Below are 17,261 nucleotides of genomic sequence, written 5' to 3'. Positions count from 1 at the left end.
CTGTGTTTCCCATTACGGGAGAAATGTTTTTCGGCCATCCATGGCCGATACATAGGAGGAAAGTATTTATGAAAAAGAGAATGATTGCCGCATTTATGGCCGCATCCATGGTTGCTTCTCTTGCAGCATGCGGTTCCAGCAAGCCAGCAGAGACCACAGCAGCATCTGCAGAGACCACAGCTGCAGCAGAGGCAGGAACCGAGGCCGCAGCAGCAGAGACCACAGCAGCCGCAGAGGCTACCGGTAAGGACGCTTCCGACGTGAAGATCGGTATCGTAACCGATGTCGGTGGTGTAAATGATGGTTCCTTCAACCAGTCCGCATGGGCAGGCCTTTCCAAGGCAGCAGACGAGCTCGGCTTCCAGGCTTCTTACCTCGAGTCCCACACCGACGCTGATTACAAGCCAAACATCGAGACCTATATCGATGAGGATTACGACATGATCATCTGCATCGGCTACGCACTCGCAGATGCACTGAAGGATGAGAGCGCAGCGAACCCGGATATGAAGTTCGCCATCGTCGATGATGCTTCTCTCGCAGATGTTCCTAACGTAACTTCCCTTATGTTCGAGCAGGCACAGGCTTCCTACCTCGTAGGTTATGTAGCAGGTAAGACCACCAAGACCAACACCGTAGGTATCGTTCTCGGTATGGCGACTGACCTTATGAACCAGTTCGGTTACGGCTACGTTGCCGGTGCGGTCGATGCAAACCCGGATTGCAAGGTTCTCCAGAACAACGCAAACTCCTTCGCAGATACCGCTGCTGGTAAGACGGCTGCAAACAACATGGTTGCACAGGGCGCAGACGTGATCTTCCACGCAGCTGGTGGTACCGGCCTCGGTGTCATCGATGGCTGTAAGGAAGCCGGCATCTGGGCGATCGGCGTTGACTCCGATCAGTCCTCCATCGCTCCGGAGACCATCCTTACATCCGCTATGAAGCGTGTAGATAACGCTGTATACGATGTAGCGAAGGCAACCGTAGAGGGTAATGTTGAGCCAGGCGTAAAGACCTACACCCTTGCAGACGCAGGTGTTGATCTCGCTCCGACCACAGACAACATCGACCCGGCTATTCTCGCTGAGGTTCAGGATGTGAAGCAGCAGATCGTAGACGGTAAGATCACTGTTCCGTCAAACAAGGCTGATTTCGAAGCTAAGTACGGCGACATCTACGAGCTCGACTAAGTCTCGATCGTTCTATATGAAAACCGCAACCGGGTGGCACGCGCCACCCGGTTTTTTATAAAAAAATATAGAATTTCATCGTCATCTATTATATTATAAGTATAAAGAAAAATGCGAACGATTATCGATTTCAGAGAGGCGATGACAGAATCACATCCGACTCCGAATCCGACTCCGATCGTTCGTTGGCATGATACAGAATACGAGGTAATCTATATGAGAGATATTTCCATGGAGCGCGTAAATCAGACGCGCGAAGCGATGCTGGAGACCGTAAAGTCCCCGACCCTGACACATGAGCAGAAGGTAGCGACGATGGCGAATCAGGCGGATTCCCTGCTCGAGGTGCTGAACCTTCCAGAGGGACTCGATGAGCTCCTGAACCAGCCGATCGACCGTCAGTGCATCTGCGACCTCAGCGAGGGCCACGCACCGCTGCGCCCGCGCTACATCATCCCGAATTACGAGAAGTTCATGAAGGAGGGCTCCCGCTTCCTGAACCTCGAGCCGCCGAAGGACCTCTTCGAGGCGATCAATGCACTCGAAATCATCTATCGTCATGTCCCGTCCGTGACCAATTTCCCGGTCTACGTGGGACAGCTCGATGAGCTCCTCGACCCGTTCGTACAGGATATGGACGAGGAACTTGCGCAGAAGCTGATCACCCTGTTCTTCGTCAACATGGACCGCACGATCCTCGATTCCTTCTCCCACGGCAACATCGGCCCACGCGACACAAAGGCCGGCCGTCTCATCCTGAAGGCGATCGAAGCGACCCGGGATGCCGTACCGAACATCACGATGAAGTACGATGAAGCGGAGACCCCGGATGACTTTGCGCTCGAGTGCGTAAGAGCAGCGTTGGCTTCCGCGAAGCCGTCCTTCGGAAACCACGCGATGTTTAAGTCCGAGCTCGGCGAGGAGTATGTCATCGCCTCCTGCTACAACGGTCTCAAGTTCGGCGGCGGCTCCTACACGCTCGTCCGCCTCATCCTCGGCAACATCGCGAAGCGCGCGAAGAACATCGAGGACTTCCTGCAGAACCAGCTCCCGTACGTGATGGACATCCAGGCACGCTACATGGATGAGCGTATCCGCTTCATCGTGGAGGAGTCCGGCTTCTTCGAGAACAACTTCCTCGCGAAGGAGGGTCTCATCCGCCGCGACCTCTTCAGTGCGATGTTCGGTCTCGTCGGCCTCGCAGACGCCGTCGACATCCTGCTGGAGAAGGAGGGCCACCCGGAGTGGCGCTTCGGCCGTGATGACGAAGCGACGAAGCTCGGCGTGCGCATCATGGACGTGATCAAGGACTTCAACGATCACCACTTCAACCCGTACTGCGAAGCGACCGGCGGCCACTTCCTCCTGCACGCGCAGGTCGGCATCGCCTCCGACGTGAACGTCACCCCGGGCACCCGCATCCCGATCGGCGAGGAGCCGGCGAACCTGGTGGATCAGCTCATGATCCTGTCGAACTTCCACCACTACTTCCCATCCGGAACCGGTGACATCTTCCCGATCGACATGACCGTGCACAAGAATCCGGACTACGTCCTCGATATCATCAAGGGCTCCTTCCGGCAGAACCTCCGCTACTTAAGCTTCTACGCGAGCGACTCCGACGTCATCCGCGTCACTGGCTACCTCGTAAAGAAGTCTGAGATCGAGAAGCTCGAGCAGGGCCAGAACGTCAAGCACGACACCACCGCCCTCGGCCTCGGCGCGAAGCAGAACGGCCACATCATGGAGCGAAAAGTCCGTTAATACGGCACCCATGAGGAACATCCACACAGCGAGGAGAGCAGACCAGCAGAGGTCTGCTCTTTTCCCTTCTTTCGGCCAATGTTTTCGCTGGAAAATCATCATGCCTATAAAAGCCGAAGAAAAAACAGGCATGATGGGTGATTTCGAGTCCGAACATGCCTACAGTGAAGAAAAAAGGAGAGAGTAATGCGAAACGATCCGAGACGCGCGGGCGGCCGCGTGCCCGTTAACAAAATCATCCCGTTCAGCTCCGTCGACGGCCCAGGCAACCGTACCGCCGTCTTCGTTCAGGGCTGCAATTTCAACTGCCACTACTGCCACAACCCGGAGACCCGCGCCGTCTGCATCAGCTGCGGCGACTGTGTCGCGACCTGCCCGGCCGGGGCCCTCACGCGCTCAGCCGAAGGCCTCGTCCTCTTCGATCCGACGAAGTGCGTCGGCTGCGACACCTGTATCCATACCTGCACCCATGACGCGAGCCCGCGTATCCGCTACATGAACGCGGAAGAGGTGTACGCCGAGGTGCGGAGAAACGTCCCGTTCATCCGTGGTGTCACCGTCTCCGGCGGCGAATGCACCTTCTACCCGGCATTCCTCCACGACCTCGCGATCCTCGCGAAGAAGGATGGCCTCGGCTTCCTCCTCGACTCGAACGGCAGCTATGACTTCGAAGCCGACCCTGCGGAGCTCCTGTCCGTGATCGACGGCGTCATGCTCGACATCAAGGCCTACGACGCCGCAGACCACCGGGCAGTGACCGACGTGGACAACACCCTCATGCTCAAGAACATGCGCTTCCTCGCCGACCGCGGCCAGCTCTACGAAGTCCGGACCGTCATCGTCCCGGAGCTTTTCGACACCGAAAAGACCATCGTCGACACCGCCTGCGCGCTGCAGCCATACCTGTCACGGCAGAAGCATTGGCCGGCAAACGAGGGGACGAGCATACGCTACAAGATCATCAAGTACCGCCCGTTCGGCGTCCGCGAAGCGTACCGCAGCTTTACCCCGCCGACCGACGCCTGGCTCGAGCACCTCGCCGACCTCGCACGCGCAGAAGGCATGACCGACATCGTCATCATCTGACACTGCTTCAGTACAATCGGATAACCCGGAGGACTGCCATCAGCAGCCATACGTAGAGAACGTGTGAAATCAAGCCGGGTTCCCTTAGCAGCACTTCAACAAACCAGTGTAAAACGCGCGCGATTTATGATATTCTAAAGAGTATCAACAGAGTGAAAGTACCGTCTCTGTCCTGGCTTTTCCGACAGAACGGCCGTGTCAACCAGCAGTAAACGGTGGGCGTTTCGCCATGGACACACTGCTCGAAATACATTAAAGAAGGGACACAATGCAATGAAAAGCAACATGGATGTAAGCACTGTCGTCATCGAGATGAAGGACATCGTGAAGAAGTTCGGAAACTTCACCGCGAACGACCACATCAACCTGACCGTGCACAAGGGCGAGGTCCACGCGATCCTCGGTGAGAATGGTGCCGGCAAGTCGACGCTCATGAACGTACTGTACGGTATGTACCGACCGACCTCCGGACAGATCTTCATCAACGGAAAGGAAGTTTCCATCGATAACCCGGAGAAGGCCATCGAGCTCGGCATCGGCATGGTGCACCAGCACTTCATGCTCGTGCAGCCGTTTACCGTCACCGAGAACATCGTGCTCGGCGCAGAGCCGAGAAAGGGACTGACCGTGGACTTAAAGACCGCGCGTCAGAGGATCGTAGAGCTCAGTGAGAAGTACGGCCTCATGGTCGACCCGGATGCGAAGGTCGAGGATATCTCGGTCGGCATGCAGCAGCGTGTCGAGATCCTGAAGGTCCTCTATCGTGGTGCAGATCTCCTCATCTTCGATGAGCCGACCGCGTCACTGACCCCGCAGGAAATCAACGAGCTTATGGACATCATCCATAACCTCACCGCCGCCGGCAAGTCGATCATCCTCATCACGCATAAGCTGAAGGAGATCAAGGAGTCGTCCGACAACTGTACGATCATCCGCCGTGGTAAGTACATCGACACCGTCCGTGTCGCCGATGTCAGCGAGGATGACCTTGCGGCGATGATGGTCGGCCGTCAGGTCACCAACAAGGTCGACAAGAAGGAGATGGAGCCCGGTCGTGTCGTCGTAGAGGTGAAGGATCTCCACGCGAAGGACTACCGAGGCGTCGAGGTCCTGAAGGGCCTCAATCTCGAGGTGCATGCCGGTGAGATCCTCGGACTCGCAGGTATCGACGGCAACGGCCAGTCACAGCTCGTCGAGATCCTCACCGGTCTCGGTAAGGCGACGAGCGGTCAGGTCCTCATGAACGGCAAGGATGTCACGAACGAGACACCGAAGATGCTCTTCGACGAGGGCATTTCCTCGATTCCGGAGGACCGTCAGAAGCATGGTCTCGTGCTTGATTTCAGTGTCGCCGAGAACCTCGTGCTCCAGAACTTCGCTGTGGCACCGTACGCGAAGAACGGCATCCTGCAGAAGAAGGTGATCCGTGATCACGCGACCGACATGATCCGTGATTTCGATATCCGCCCGGTGGGCTGTGAGGAGCGTCTCGCAGGTCAGCTCTCCGGTGGTAACCAGCAGAAGGTAATCATCGCCCGTGAGGTGACGAATGATAAGGACTTCCTTATCGCCTTCAACCCGACCCGAGGTCTCGATGTCGGCGCGATCGAGTTCGTCCACAAGTACCTCGTGGCGCAGCGCAACAAGGGCCGCGCGATCCTGCTCGTTTCCTTCGAGCTCGATGAGATCATGAACCTGTCCGACCGCATCGACGTTATCTTCGACGGTCAGATCGACGGTGAGATGATGGGCGCAGAGGCGGATGAGTACAAGCTGGGCCTGATGATGGCAGGAGGTAAGGCAGAATGAAAAAGAAAATATTAGACAGCTCCCTGCTGTACACCCTGATCGCGATCGTGATCGGTTTCATCGTGGGGGCGATCCTCCTCGCGGCGATCGGTGTCAATCCGGGCGAGGCCTACACGAAGCTCTTCAACGGTGTCTTCAGTAAGCCGAAGTTTTTCACCTACAGTATCGTTTATGCAGCACCGCTGATTTTCACCGGACTTTCGGTGGCGTTCTCCTTCCGTACCGGTGTCTTCAACATCGGTGCCGAGGGCCAGTACGTGGTCGGCTCGCTGGCCGCCGCGGTGATCGGTATCCTCTGTCCGCTGCCGCCGGTGATCCACGCGATCGTATGTCTCCTGGCAGCGGCCCTCGCCGGTGCGCTCTGGGGTGCCATCGTCGGTGTGCTGAAGGTAAAGAAGGGCATCAACGAGGTCCTTTCCTATATCATGTTTAACTGGATCGCGTTCTATCTCTCGAACTTCGTCGTGAACCTGAAGACGATTCATACGGATCAGGGCGCGGAGGCCTCGAAGAACATCCTCGCGAGTGCGTCGATCAAGATGCCGACGGCGGTGGCGAAGCTTACCGGCTGCTCCGACGTCCACTGGGGCATCGTGATGGCCATCATCGCCGCGATCATCCTCTGGTTCGTCATGACGAAGACCACCTTCGGCTATCAGCTGCGTGCCGTCGGTTTCTCGAGAACGGCCGCAGAGTATGCCGGTATCAGCTCGAACCGCGTATTCCTCGCATCGATGTCGCTCTCCGGTCTCCTGTCGGGTCTCGGTGGAGCGGTACAGCTCCTCGGCATGAGCCAGCGTATCCCGCAGTTTGCAGCCCAGGAATCCTACGGCTTCCAGGGTATCACCGTCGCCCTCATCGGTGCCACGAATCCGATCGGCTGTATCTTCGCCGGCTGGTTCTACGGTGCGATGAAGTACGGTGGAAACAAGCTGACCGTAATCCAGGTACCGAATGAGGTCGTCAACATCATCATGGGTACCGTTATTATCTTCATCGCGATCGCACCGGTATTTAAGTCGATCCTCACGAAGATGACCAGTAAGAAGGAGGCGGCGAAGTAATGCTTACGAATTTAGGACTTTTAATCAATGCGATGCTGATCTCGACGCCACCACTGCTGCTCGCAGCCTTAGGCTCCTGCTTCAGTGAGCGCTCTGGCGTCGTAAACATCGGCATCGAGGGTATGATGACCCTCGGCGCGTTCGTGGGGGCGGCGGTTGCGTACTTCACGGGCAACGGCTGGATCGGTTTCTTTGCAGGTGGTCTCGCGGGTGCTGTGCTCGGCATCATCCACGCGGTGGTCTGTGTGAGTCTGCATGCGGACCAGACGATCGCCGGAACTGCGATCAACTTCATCGGACCGGGCTTCGCGATCTTCCTCTGCAAGGCGATTTTCGAGAACTCCTCGGATTCACCGGCGCTCGATATGATGGCGAAGCTGCCGAAGATGTTTACGAACGACAAGGGCGTGTCCATCTTCCCGGCCGGTTCATTTCAGTACAATGTTATCTCCACCTACTCGGTGGCGTACCTCAGCTTCCTGGTGGTGGCGCTCATCTGGTTCGTGTTCTACAAGACCCGTTTCGGTATGCGGCTTCGTGCAGCAGGTGAGCATCCGGAGGCATGTGAGACCCTCGGCATCAATGTCTATGCCGTGCGCTATGTCTGCGTGATCCTGTCCGGCTTCCTGTCCGGTCTCGGTGGTGCCTTCGTCACCCTCGCGACCGTATCGCAGTTCCGTCCTGCGGTCATCGTCGGCCAGGGCTTCATCGCGATCGCAGCCGTCATCTTCGGTAAGTTCTCCCCGGGCGGCGCCTTCGTCGGCTGCCTCCTCTTCGGATTCTGTAACGGTGTCAAGTCACTGCTCGGCGGCTCGAACCTCATCAGCCCGAACCTCCTCAGCATGATCCCGTACATCGTGACCCTGCTGACCCTTATCTTCTTCGTCGGCGCCGGCCACGTACCGTCAGCAAACGGCAAGCCGTTTGTTCGTTCGAAGTAACAGCTTATTTCCAGCCCCCGGTGTATCCGCACCGAGGGCTGTTGTTTTCCGAAATTTCGTAATGGGGTCAGACCTCCTTACGAAATCCTTAAGGTGACCGTAATGGGGTCTGACCCCATTACGAAATTCTTAAGACAGAGAGAGCCATCCCGCGGCAGGCTTGCCTGTCACGGGATGGCTCTCTGATTTCTGATTTGTGCTGTCTGGTCGGATGCTCGTCGCTTAGTTGTCGCTTGCGTCGGATCCGGACAGGGTGAAGACGAATCTCTTCTTGATGTCCTCGTCGGATGCGAGGTACTCGTCGTAGGTGGTCATCTTATCGATGAGCTTTCCGTCGATGATCTCGAAGATACGGTTCGCGGTGGTCTCTACGACCTGGTGGTCACGGGATGCGAAGATGATGACACCCGGGTAGCTCTTGAGTCCGTCGTTCAGTGCGGAGATGGACTCCATGTCGAGGTGGTCGGTCGGCTCGTCGAGGATGATGACATTGGAACCCGAAATCATCATCTTACTGAGCATGCAGCGTACGCGCTCACCTCCGGAGAGGACGTTGACCTTCTTCAGACCGTCGTCGCCCTTGAAGAGCATACGGCCGAGGTAACCACGGACGAACTGGGTATCCTTATCCGGGCTGTACTGGGTCAGCCACTCGACGATCGTGTCCTCGGATGCGAACTCCTTCGTGTTGTCCTTCGGGAAGTAGGACTGGCTGGTGGTCACGCCCCACTTGTAGTCACCGCTGTCCGGCTCCATCTCGCCGGAGATGATCTGCATGAGGGTAGTCTTCGCAAGCTCGTTCGGGCCGACCAGTGCGATCTTATCGGTACGGTTCACGATGAAGGAGATATCATCGAGCACCTTTACGCCATTGATGGTCTTCGAGAGGTTCTTCACCTCGAGGACATCGTTACCGATCTCACGATTCGGCTTAAATACGATGTACGGATACTGACGAGAGGACGGCTTGATGTTGTCGAGCTCGATCTTCTCGAGCGCACGTTTACGGGAGGTCGCCTGCTTGGATTTGGAAGCATTGGCCGAGAAACGCTGGATGAACTCCTGCAGCTCCTTGATCTTCTCCTCCTTCTTGCGGTTCGCTTCCTTCTGCTGACGCACGATGAGCTGGGAGGACTCGAACCAGAAGTCGTAGTTTCCGGCGAAGAGGGTGATCTTACCGTAGTCGATGTCCGCGATGTTCGTGCAGACCTTGTTCAGGAAGTAACGGTCATGGGATACGACGATGACGGTGTTCTCGAAGTTGATGAGGAACTCCTCGAGCCACTCGATGGAGTTCAGGTCGAGGTGGTTGGTCGGCTCGTCGAGAAGCAGGATGTCCGGGTTACCGAACAGCGCCTTCGCGAGGAGGACCTTGACCTTCTCGGAGCCCTTCAGCTCGTTCATCTGCTTGTAGTGCAGGTCCGTGCCGATCCCTAAGCCGTTCAGCATCGTCTCGGCATCCGCTTCCGCATTCCAGCCGTCCATCGCAGCGAACTCGGCCTCGAGATCTGCGGCACGGAGTCCATCCTCGTCGGTGAAATCCGCCTTTGCATAGATGGCGTCCTTCTCCTTCATGATGTCATACAGACGCTTGTTGCCCATGATGACGGTATCGATGACGGAGTAATCGTCGTACTTGAACTGATCCTGCTCGAGTACGCTGAGACGCTGGCCCGGGGTCATGGTGATCTCACCGCTGGTCGGCTCGAGCACTCCGCTCAGGATCTTCAGGAAGGTCGACTTACCGGCACCGTTGGCACCGATGATGCCATAACAGTTGCCCTCGGTGAACTTGATATTAACGTCTTCAAACAGTGCCTTCTTACCTACACGGAAGGTAATGTTATTTGCTGCAATCATGTGGCTGCTCCTTTTCTTGAATTCAACAGAACGAACGTAGTGAATCTGGCAGAGCGGTCATAAAGCGGGATCCATGATGCTGGAAACCGAAATCATCGCTCGCGTAAAAAATAAGAGTGGCTCGGGAAGCCGCTCTCAACTGTCATTAACCTCGAGCATTATAGCCGAGAACCCGCATAAAAGCAATAGATTTGAAGAAAACCGGGGGTTGGGATCGTGATGGTGGTATGCCTTCGTCAGTGCAGATTCGGATCATGGCTGATTCGTACATCAGGGAGCTGATTTATTAAATTTTTCTATTATATAATTCACAAAATCTTCACTTGTATTCTGTGGAATATTTCCTATAATCTACATTCGATGTTTCGGAGAGTTTCGAACAGATCGAAGTCACGGAGCATCCGATGGTCGCTGAGCTGCCGGATATTTCCCGCGGGCGTAATCGCGCGGGTGGGAGATGAAGTGCAGGAGCCGGCATTGCCCGACAGGGCGATGTGCAGGAAATCAGCGATACAGAACATTCAGGAGGACTAGAATTATGAAGAAGAATTATGTTGTGATTGCTGCGATGATGCTTGCGATGAGTATGAGTGCCTGCGGTGCCAACTCGACACCAGAGGCGACCACTGCAGCTGCGACGACCGCTGCGGCTACCGAGGCTGCAACAGAAGCGGCTACGGAGGCTGCAAGTGAGGCTGCTACCGAGGCTGCGGAGGAGACCACAGCGGCTGCAGAGGCAGAGTCCGGTGAGGCTACCAGCGCAGTTTATACTGTAAAGAACACCACAGGTTCTAAGGTGACCGATCTCTATCTCTATGAGGCAGGCTCTAAGGAGAAGGGTGAGAACCTGGCAGGTGAGGGTCTCGCAGATGGTGAGACCGTAACCATCACCCGAGATGAAGATGCGGACAAGCAGAAGGAGATCAAGTACACCCTCGAGTTCACTACCGAGGATGGCACCACTCAGCATTTCGATACCCTGTCGTATGAGACCGTCGGCATCGATCTGAAGAGCGCAGATGCTGCTTCCGGTGCGACCCCAATCGCATTTACAGAATAAAACTCGAATACAATTCGAATAAAATCGTAAAAATTTCGAAACCGCTACGCATTCACTGCGCAGCGGTTTTTCTGTATACTTATAGTATATGGGCATTTCGCTCTGGAGCGCTGTATGCGCGGCCGGCGACATCCATAGAAGCGCCGCTGTGCCGGCACAGTGAAGCCGGGCACAGCAGAAAGACAGATCAAAACCACCAAGGGGGGCACATATGAAATCATCACATCTGAAGAAAATGACCGCGGCCATACTCTCGAGCGCACTGGTACTTGCGTCGAGTACGCCGGCATGGGCCTTTTACAACACGCCGGAGTCGAAGAAGGGTATCTGCTCCTCGCACGTCGACATGGTCTACGACATCCAGCAGCTCGGCTGTAAGCAGGTGACCTTCCAGTTTAACGCAAGCTTCCTGAAGGATGAGCAGCAGATGCGCGCGTTCGACGCGATGATCGACCGGTTCGACGCGGCCGACCTCACCATCACGATGGGCGTCATGAATGATTTCCAGGCGGGCGACCCGATCTGCCCGACACTGACCCCGACGGCGAACCTCTACCAGTACAACACCCTGACGCCGGAGGGCATCGTGCGCACGCAGCAGGTGGCGGAGCAGCTCGCGAGCCGTTACCGTGACCGTGTTTCGAACTGGGTCATCGGCAACGAAATCAACAACACGGTCTGGAACTACCTCGGCGCGGTCGACACGAACACTTACGTGAAGGCTTACGCGGACGGTTTCCGCATCTTCTATAACGCGATCAAGGCACAGAACCCGGACGCGCGCGTCTTCATCCCGTTCGACTACAACTGGACGCAGCAGGGCGACACGACCATGCCATCGAAGACTCTGCTCGAGCTCCTGAATACCTACTTAAGCGACACCGACTACGGCATCGCCTGGCACCCGTACCCGGAGGGGCTCCTGAATCCAGACTTCCTGAACGCGTCCCCGCACGCGACCGAGTCGCCGAACAGTCCGATCATCAACATGAAGAACCTGCACGTGCTGACCGACTACATGCAGCAGGGGCCAATGCTGAGTCCGAGTGGCGCGGTCCGTCATCTGATTCTGTCCGAAGAGGGCTTTAATTCCGCCTCTGCCGGCGGCGAAGCCGCCCAGGCCGTCGCCATCCAGCAGGCATGGCAGCTCGCGCAGGCGAACCCGTACGTCGAAGCCTTCCTCCTGAGCCGCCTCGTCGACGCCCCGGCCGAACTCGCCCAGGGCTACGCCTTCGGCCTCTATAACTGCGACGGTGTCAGCGAAATCCCGACCACCCGCAAACTCGCCTGGAACACCTACCAGATGTGTCAGTGATGCTTTAGTTGTTTAGATAGGGCCCCGGAGGACCGGCAACAGAAGCCATACAAAGAGTTCGTGAAGAATCAAAATTGTCCCCCTTAGAACCAGTTGGAGTAATTTTTCCTTAGCACTCTCTGCAACACTGAGTTTTCATAAAGAAAACTCAGTCGTTTGCAGAGAGCCTACTGGTTCTTAGGGGGACAATTTTAGATTCTTCCGAACTCGGAGTATTGCGCTTCTGTTACCGGCCCTCCGGGGCCTCATCTACGCTGTTACAGCAGCCCCTGCCGCACGAGCTTCTCGAACGCCTGCATCTCATCGGTGACCCACTTATCCTTATGGAAGAAGATCTGTCGGTACATCGTCATGTCGAAGTCGTCGACCTTGATCTCACGCAGCTCCCCGCGCGCGATGGAGTCCTGCACGGAAAACGCCGGCAGGAAGGAGATGCCCTGGTTCTCCTTTACGAGACGGATCAGCACCTCCGTGTTTCCGGTCTCGAAGAACGGATGGATCTGCATGCGCTCCGCCGCGAGGTGCTGCTCCAGCGCATAGCGGTAGTTCGCATCCTTCTCCGTGAGGAAGAAGCGGAGATCGACGAGATCCGCGAGACGTACATGCGACACCGAACCGACACGCTTCTCGCCCGGGATCACCATCTCGGCGCTCGCCACGAAGATGATCGGCTCCGGCTCCTCCAGAATCTTCACCCAGTTCTTATCGTAGACACGACGATCCAGGAAATATACTACATCCACGAGATTATGCTCGAGCATATCCGTGAGCTCCTTCGGGGATCCCGTCTTGATCTCCAGCGAGATCTCCGGATGCTCCTGATAGAAGTAGCGGACGACGTTCGGAATCTTATAGGTCAGCAGCGACTCGAGCGAACCGATGCGCAGCTTATGCTCCTGCATCTTTGAGTTGCCGAGCGCTGTATGGACGTCATCTACGCGCCGGAGGATTTCATTGGCATACTGCAGAAACTCCCGGCCTGGTGGGGTCAGCACGACGCGACGACCGACACGATCGAAGAAACGGGTGTTGAACTCCTGCTCCAGCTGACGGATCTGGATCGTCACGGCCGCCTGCGTGTAGCCGAGGGCCTCTGCCGCCTTTGAAAAGCTCTGCATCTCTACGATTTTTACAAAAGAAGTCAACTGACGAATTTCCATAAAGGGATCCTTTCCTTTAGTTATAGGCCCTGGAGGGCCGGCAACAGAAGCACGAACGCTCCGTATGGCTTCTGTTGCCGGTCCTTCGGGGTCCTTTAGCTGAAATGTCTCTGCTTATTATATGTGAACAGAGATGCGGAAACAAGGAAAAATATAAATTATTTTTATGAGTGAAATAAAGACTATCTACGGAATTACGCGCATTTTTGGGGGCTTACAGCTTGTTATGCAGTTGAATTAACATTAAAATGATTTATATATAAAGGATAGCAAGGGGAGCTGTCAGAGGTCAGATCGAGCACATGTGTCCGAACTGACTCCTGGCAGTTTTCGTTCGACAGGATGCGCAGTATCGATCTCCTGGAAACAGTGAGGGATACCTGAAATATCATGCATGCTATCTGTTAGGATGTTCAGAATCAAAGGAGACAGTTATGGACGTTTTCGATATGATCGGACCTGTAATGATCGGTCCGTCGAGTTCACATACCGCGGGCGCGTGCCGTCTCGGCCGTGTGGCCAATAAGCTGATGGATGGACGGACGCCATCTCGCTGCGACATCATCCTGCCCGGTTCCTTTTCACGTACGGGCCGCGGCCACGGTACGGACCGCGCCATCGTGGGCGGGATCATGGGCTTCGAAACGGACGATATCCGCATCCGTGACGCGCTCGACATCGCGAAGAAAGCGGGCATCGAGATCAACTTCATCCACCAGGATCTCCCGAACACACATCCGAATACCGCGCGCATCACCTACTATCTGCCGGACGGCAGCAGTGGCTTCATGCAGGGTGCCAGCGTCGGCGGCGGAAACATTCGCATCGACATCATCAACGGCATGGAGGTGAAGTTCTCGGGTGACAAGGAAACCATCCTCGTCCTGCACCGCGACGTGCCGGGCGTCATCGCGAACGTCACGAACCTCATGCACCGCATGTACAGCGACATCAACATCGGTGCCTTCCAGCTGAGCCGCCGCGAGAAGGGCGGTGAGGCCCTGATGACCATCGAGGCTGACTCCGTCCCGCCGGAGAAGATCACCGCCGACATCCGCCAGACCCCGGATGTGCTGAACTGTTTATTAATCCACAAGATCTGATGCTAAGCCTTTCAGACAGCAGCGCAATCCGTAGCATCACCATAATGAAAGGAGAAGATTCCCATGCTGAAATACGATTCCATCGCCGAGCTCATCGAGGCGGCGAAGAAGCAGAAGATGAAAATATCCGAGATCGTGCTGGCAGATCAGGCCGCTGCGGCGGAAGCCGATCCGGAGACCCTCTACGCACGGATGGAGCGAAGCTTCGACGTCATGTGCGAGGCAGTGGAGTCCGGCTCTGCGAAGGACCAGGTATCGATGTCCGGTCTCACCGGCGGCGAGGGCTACCACATGTTCGACTACGCGAAGCGTACCGGTGGCGGGCTCTCCGGCAGCTTCATGACCGGCGCGATGGCACGGGCGCTCAGTGTGGCTGGGTGCAATGCTTCCATGGGGCGCATCGTCGCGAGCCCGACCGCCGGCTCCTGCGGGATCCTTCCGGGCTGCCTCGTCTCTCTTTATAAGGAAGGAAGAGCAGAGAAGCGCGACATCGTGATGTCCATGTTTACATCGGGCGCCTTCGGTATGGTCATCGCGAAAAATGCATCGATCGCCGGCGCGACCGGCGGCTGTCAGGCCGAGTGCGGAAGTGCCTCCGGCATGGCCGCTGCAGCGCTCGTCGAGCTCATGGGCGGCAGCCCGGACATGTGCGCGGACGCCCTCGCTATCGCCATCGCGAACCAGCTCGGCCTCGCGTGTGACCCGGTCGCCGGCCTCGTCGAGATCCCATGTATCAAGCGAAACGTCTCCGGCATCATGATCGCCTTCTCCAGCGCGGACATGGTCCTCGCCGGCATCCGCGCCTATATCCCGGCTGACGAGTGCATCGGCGCGATGCAGTCCGTCGGCGACATGATGAACAGTGCCCTCAAGGAAACCGCCGCCGGCGGCCTCGCCGCCACCCCGACCGGTCGCAAACTGAAAGAAAAGGTCTTTGGAGCGGAGGAGTAATTATCAGATTACTCCGTAGCGACATCCCACCGGGCTGTGCCCGGTGCCCGAAGGGCTATCTCTGGCCAACCACAGGCCAGAGATAGGGCCAGGAGGAGTAATCATCAGTTTATAAAATTTTTAGAATCTGGTTTTCATATTTATGCCCCTGTGTTATACTGTCAGAAATCATGTAAATAATTCTGGAGCGTATATGGGCATTATATCGTGGCCAACAGAATAGAACGATCCGAGGCACACAGGGGGGACTATTTCCTCTCTCGTGTGCCTTTTCTATGGGCCTTAAGAAAATCTTAATGGGGTCTGACCCCCTTACGAAATTCTTAAGATGGCCGTAAGCTTCAGAGGGTGTAAATGAAAGGGGATTTTTATGAGTAAAGAAGCTGTAAAAATCGGTGAAGAGGGCATCTATGATGCGAAGAAGCTCGGCACCGGCAAGGTTCTGATTCTCGGCTTCCAGCACATGTTCGCCATGTTCGGCTCGACGGTGCTGGTTCCGCTGCTCACTGGCTTAAGTGTGTCGACGACACTGCTGTTTGCCGGTCTCGGCACACTGCTGTTCCATCTCATCAGTAAGAAGAAGGTTCCGGCATTCCTCGGATCGTCCTTCGCGTTCCTGGCTGGTTATGCAGCCATCGCACCGAACGGTGAGCCGGATCTGCTCCGCTATGCCTGCTTCGGTGTTGCGTGTGCTGGTCTCGTCTACCTCGTGCTGGCGGCGGCTTTCCGTGCCTTCGGTACCTCGAAGGTCATGAAGTACTTCCCGCCGGTTGTCACCGGTCCGATCATCATCGCCATCGGTCTCAACCTTTCGAAGTCCGCAGTTGAGAACTGCTCCAGCAACTGGGGCATCGCACTCGTCGCGATCGTCATCGTCGTCGTCTGCAACATCTGGGGACGTGGCATGGTGAAGATCATCCCGATCCTCCTCGGCGTCATCGGTTCCTACCTCGTAGCCGCTATCGCCGGCTTCATCGATTTCGCACCGGTCGCAGAGGCAGCCTGGTTCGGTCTTCCGATCGAGTACGGACGTACCGTATTCTCACTCTTCACAGATGGAAGTCTCGACTCTTCTCTGCTGATCACCTCCGTAATCACCATCGTGCCGATCGCCTTCGCGACGATGATGGAGCATATCGGTGACATTTCCGCGATCTCCTCGACGGTTGGCAAGAACTTCATCCAGGATCCGGGTCTTCATCGTACACTGACGGGTGATGGCCTTGCAACAACATTGGCCTCCCTCTTCGGTGCACCGGCGAATACGACCTACGGCGAGAACACCGGCGTACTGACGCTGACAAAGGTGTACGATCCGATGGTGATCCGTCTGGCCGCCTGCATTGCCATCCTGCTCAGCTTCTGCCCGAAGTTCTCAGCCCTCATCGAGGTGATGCCGTCCGCAACGGTCGGTGGTATCTCCCTGGTACTCTACGGTATGATTTCTGCCGTCGGTGTGCGTAATGTCGTCGAGACGAAGGTGGATTTCTCCCAGTCACGTAACGTCATCATCGCAGCACTCATCCTCGTACTGGCGATCGGTATCAACTACTCCACCGCTGGTGCGATCGTGATTCCGCTCGGTGCGATCACCATCAACTTCTCCGGTATCGCGACCGGTTCACTCGTCGGTATCCTGCTGAACGCGATCCTCCCTGGTAAGGATTACGAGTTTATCGAGGACGAGCCGAACGACACCGGTGTCAACTTCGAAATCGCGCAGGGCGAGTCCCTCGTATGGCAGCTCGCGAAGAAGGCTGGCCAGCAGAACATGATGGACGACGGCAGCGTGAAGGAAAAGTAATCATCTTAAGGATTTCGTAAGGGGGTCTGACCCCATTAAAAAAGTATAAACAAAAAGAGCCCGTGGAACGCATGCTCCACGGGCTCTTTTATGAGCTGTCTGAACGGTCCTGTGAACCAGGACATCAGCAGCTCGTATACTCATTTCGTTT

The 17,261-nt window shown here is 56.2% G+C and carries 13 protein-coding genes; 11 read left to right on the top strand and 2 right to left on the bottom strand.

The window, feature by feature from the left end; genetic code table 11:
* Window positions 1-68: 68 nt before the first annotated feature.
* The 6 genes from ACTNC3_RS05030 (at window position 69) to ACTNC3_RS05005 (ending at window position 7,857) form a co-directional block, all read left to right on the top strand.
* Window positions 69-1,193 carry a BMP family lipoprotein gene (locus ACTNC3_RS05030; RefSeq protein ID WP_410044039.1) on the top strand — a complete coding sequence of 375 codons (1,125 nt, stop codon included), beginning with the start codon at window positions 69-71 and terminating at the stop codon, window positions 1,191-1,193.
* A gap of 216 nt (window positions 1,194-1,409) precedes the next feature.
* The gene (locus ACTNC3_RS05025) at window positions 1,410-2,957 is read left to right on the top strand and encodes a YjjI family glycine radical enzyme (RefSeq protein ID WP_410044038.1); all 1,548 of its coding nucleotides are present in this window, start codon (window positions 1,410-1,412) and stop codon (window positions 2,955-2,957) included.
* 186 nt (window positions 2,958-3,143) lie between these two features.
* Window positions 3,144-4,043, top strand: coding sequence for a YjjW family glycine radical enzyme activase (locus tag ACTNC3_RS05020; RefSeq protein ID WP_441226677.1), 900 nt, complete (start codon window positions 3,144-3,146; stop codon window positions 4,041-4,043).
* A gap of 285 nt (window positions 4,044-4,328) precedes the next feature.
* Window positions 4,329-5,852: an ABC transporter ATP-binding protein gene (locus ACTNC3_RS05015; protein ID WP_441226676.1), complete on the top strand. Its 1,524-nt coding sequence runs from the start codon at window positions 4,329-4,331 to the stop codon at window positions 5,850-5,852.
* Window positions 5,849-6,916, top strand: a complete 1,068-nt coding sequence (locus ACTNC3_RS05010; RefSeq protein ID WP_441226675.1) for an ABC transporter permease — start codon at window positions 5,849-5,851, stop codon at window positions 6,914-6,916. The genes ACTNC3_RS05015 and ACTNC3_RS05010 overlap by 4 nt, the downstream gene beginning before the upstream one ends.
* Window positions 6,916-7,857 (top strand): ABC transporter permease, encoded by a 942-nt coding sequence (locus ACTNC3_RS05005; protein WP_410044034.1) that lies wholly within the window; start codon window positions 6,916-6,918, stop codon window positions 7,855-7,857. Before ACTNC3_RS05010 ends, ACTNC3_RS05005 begins: the two co-directional genes overlap by 1 nt.
* Window positions 7,858-8,079: 222 nt before the next feature.
* Here the strand turns inward: ACTNC3_RS05005 and ACTNC3_RS05000 are convergent, their stop codons facing one another.
* Complete coding sequence (locus ACTNC3_RS05000) at window positions 8,080-9,717, bottom strand: ABC-F family ATP-binding cassette domain-containing protein (RefSeq protein WP_410044033.1); 1,638 nt, start codon at window positions 9,715-9,717, stop codon at window positions 8,080-8,082.
* A 538-nt stretch (window positions 9,718-10,255) separates the two neighbouring features.
* On the opposite strand from ACTNC3_RS05000, the gene ACTNC3_RS04995 reads away from it, so the two are divergent.
* Window positions 10,256-10,777 (top strand): hypothetical protein, encoded by a 522-nt coding sequence (locus ACTNC3_RS04995; RefSeq protein ID WP_441226674.1) that lies wholly within the window; start codon window positions 10,256-10,258, stop codon window positions 10,775-10,777.
* 211 nt (window positions 10,778-10,988) lie between these two features.
* Window positions 10,989-12,092, top strand: a complete 1,104-nt coding sequence (locus ACTNC3_RS04990; RefSeq protein ID WP_441226673.1) for a DUF5722 domain-containing protein — start codon at window positions 10,989-10,991, stop codon at window positions 12,090-12,092.
* A gap of 257 nt (window positions 12,093-12,349) precedes the next feature.
* On the opposite strand, the gene ACTNC3_RS04985 is transcribed toward ACTNC3_RS04990, so the two are convergent.
* Window positions 12,350-13,252, bottom strand: coding sequence for a LysR family transcriptional regulator (locus tag ACTNC3_RS04985; RefSeq protein WP_441226672.1), 903 nt, complete (start codon window positions 13,250-13,252; stop codon window positions 12,350-12,352).
* Between the two features lie 434 nt (window positions 13,253-13,686).
* Between ACTNC3_RS04985 and sdaAB the strand changes: the two genes are divergently transcribed.
* The 3 genes from sdaAB (at window position 13,687) to ACTNC3_RS04970 (ending at window position 17,110) form a co-directional block, all read left to right on the top strand.
* Window positions 13,687-14,355, top strand: coding sequence for an L-serine ammonia-lyase, iron-sulfur-dependent subunit beta (gene sdaAB, locus ACTNC3_RS04980; protein ID WP_441226671.1), 669 nt, complete (start codon window positions 13,687-13,689; stop codon window positions 14,353-14,355).
* A gap of 63 nt (window positions 14,356-14,418) precedes the next feature.
* The gene (gene sdaAA, locus ACTNC3_RS04975) at window positions 14,419-15,306 is read left to right on the top strand and encodes an L-serine ammonia-lyase, iron-sulfur-dependent, subunit alpha (RefSeq protein ID WP_441226670.1); all 888 of its coding nucleotides are present in this window, start codon (window positions 14,419-14,421) and stop codon (window positions 15,304-15,306) included.
* A gap of 370 nt (window positions 15,307-15,676) precedes the next feature.
* Entirely contained in the window at window positions 15,677-17,110 is a 1,434-nt protein-coding gene (locus tag ACTNC3_RS04970) for a uracil-xanthine permease family protein (RefSeq protein WP_410044027.1), read from the top strand.
* Window positions 17,111-17,261: the final 151 nt, after the last annotated feature.

The organism is Oribacterium sp. HCP3S3_B9 (genome assembly GCF_052064255.1).
Lineage (GTDB): Bacteria > Bacillota > Clostridia > Lachnospirales > Lachnospiraceae > Oribacterium.
Note: the sequence above shows the minus strand (reverse complement) of the source record. Positions and strands in the feature narration are given on the sequence as shown.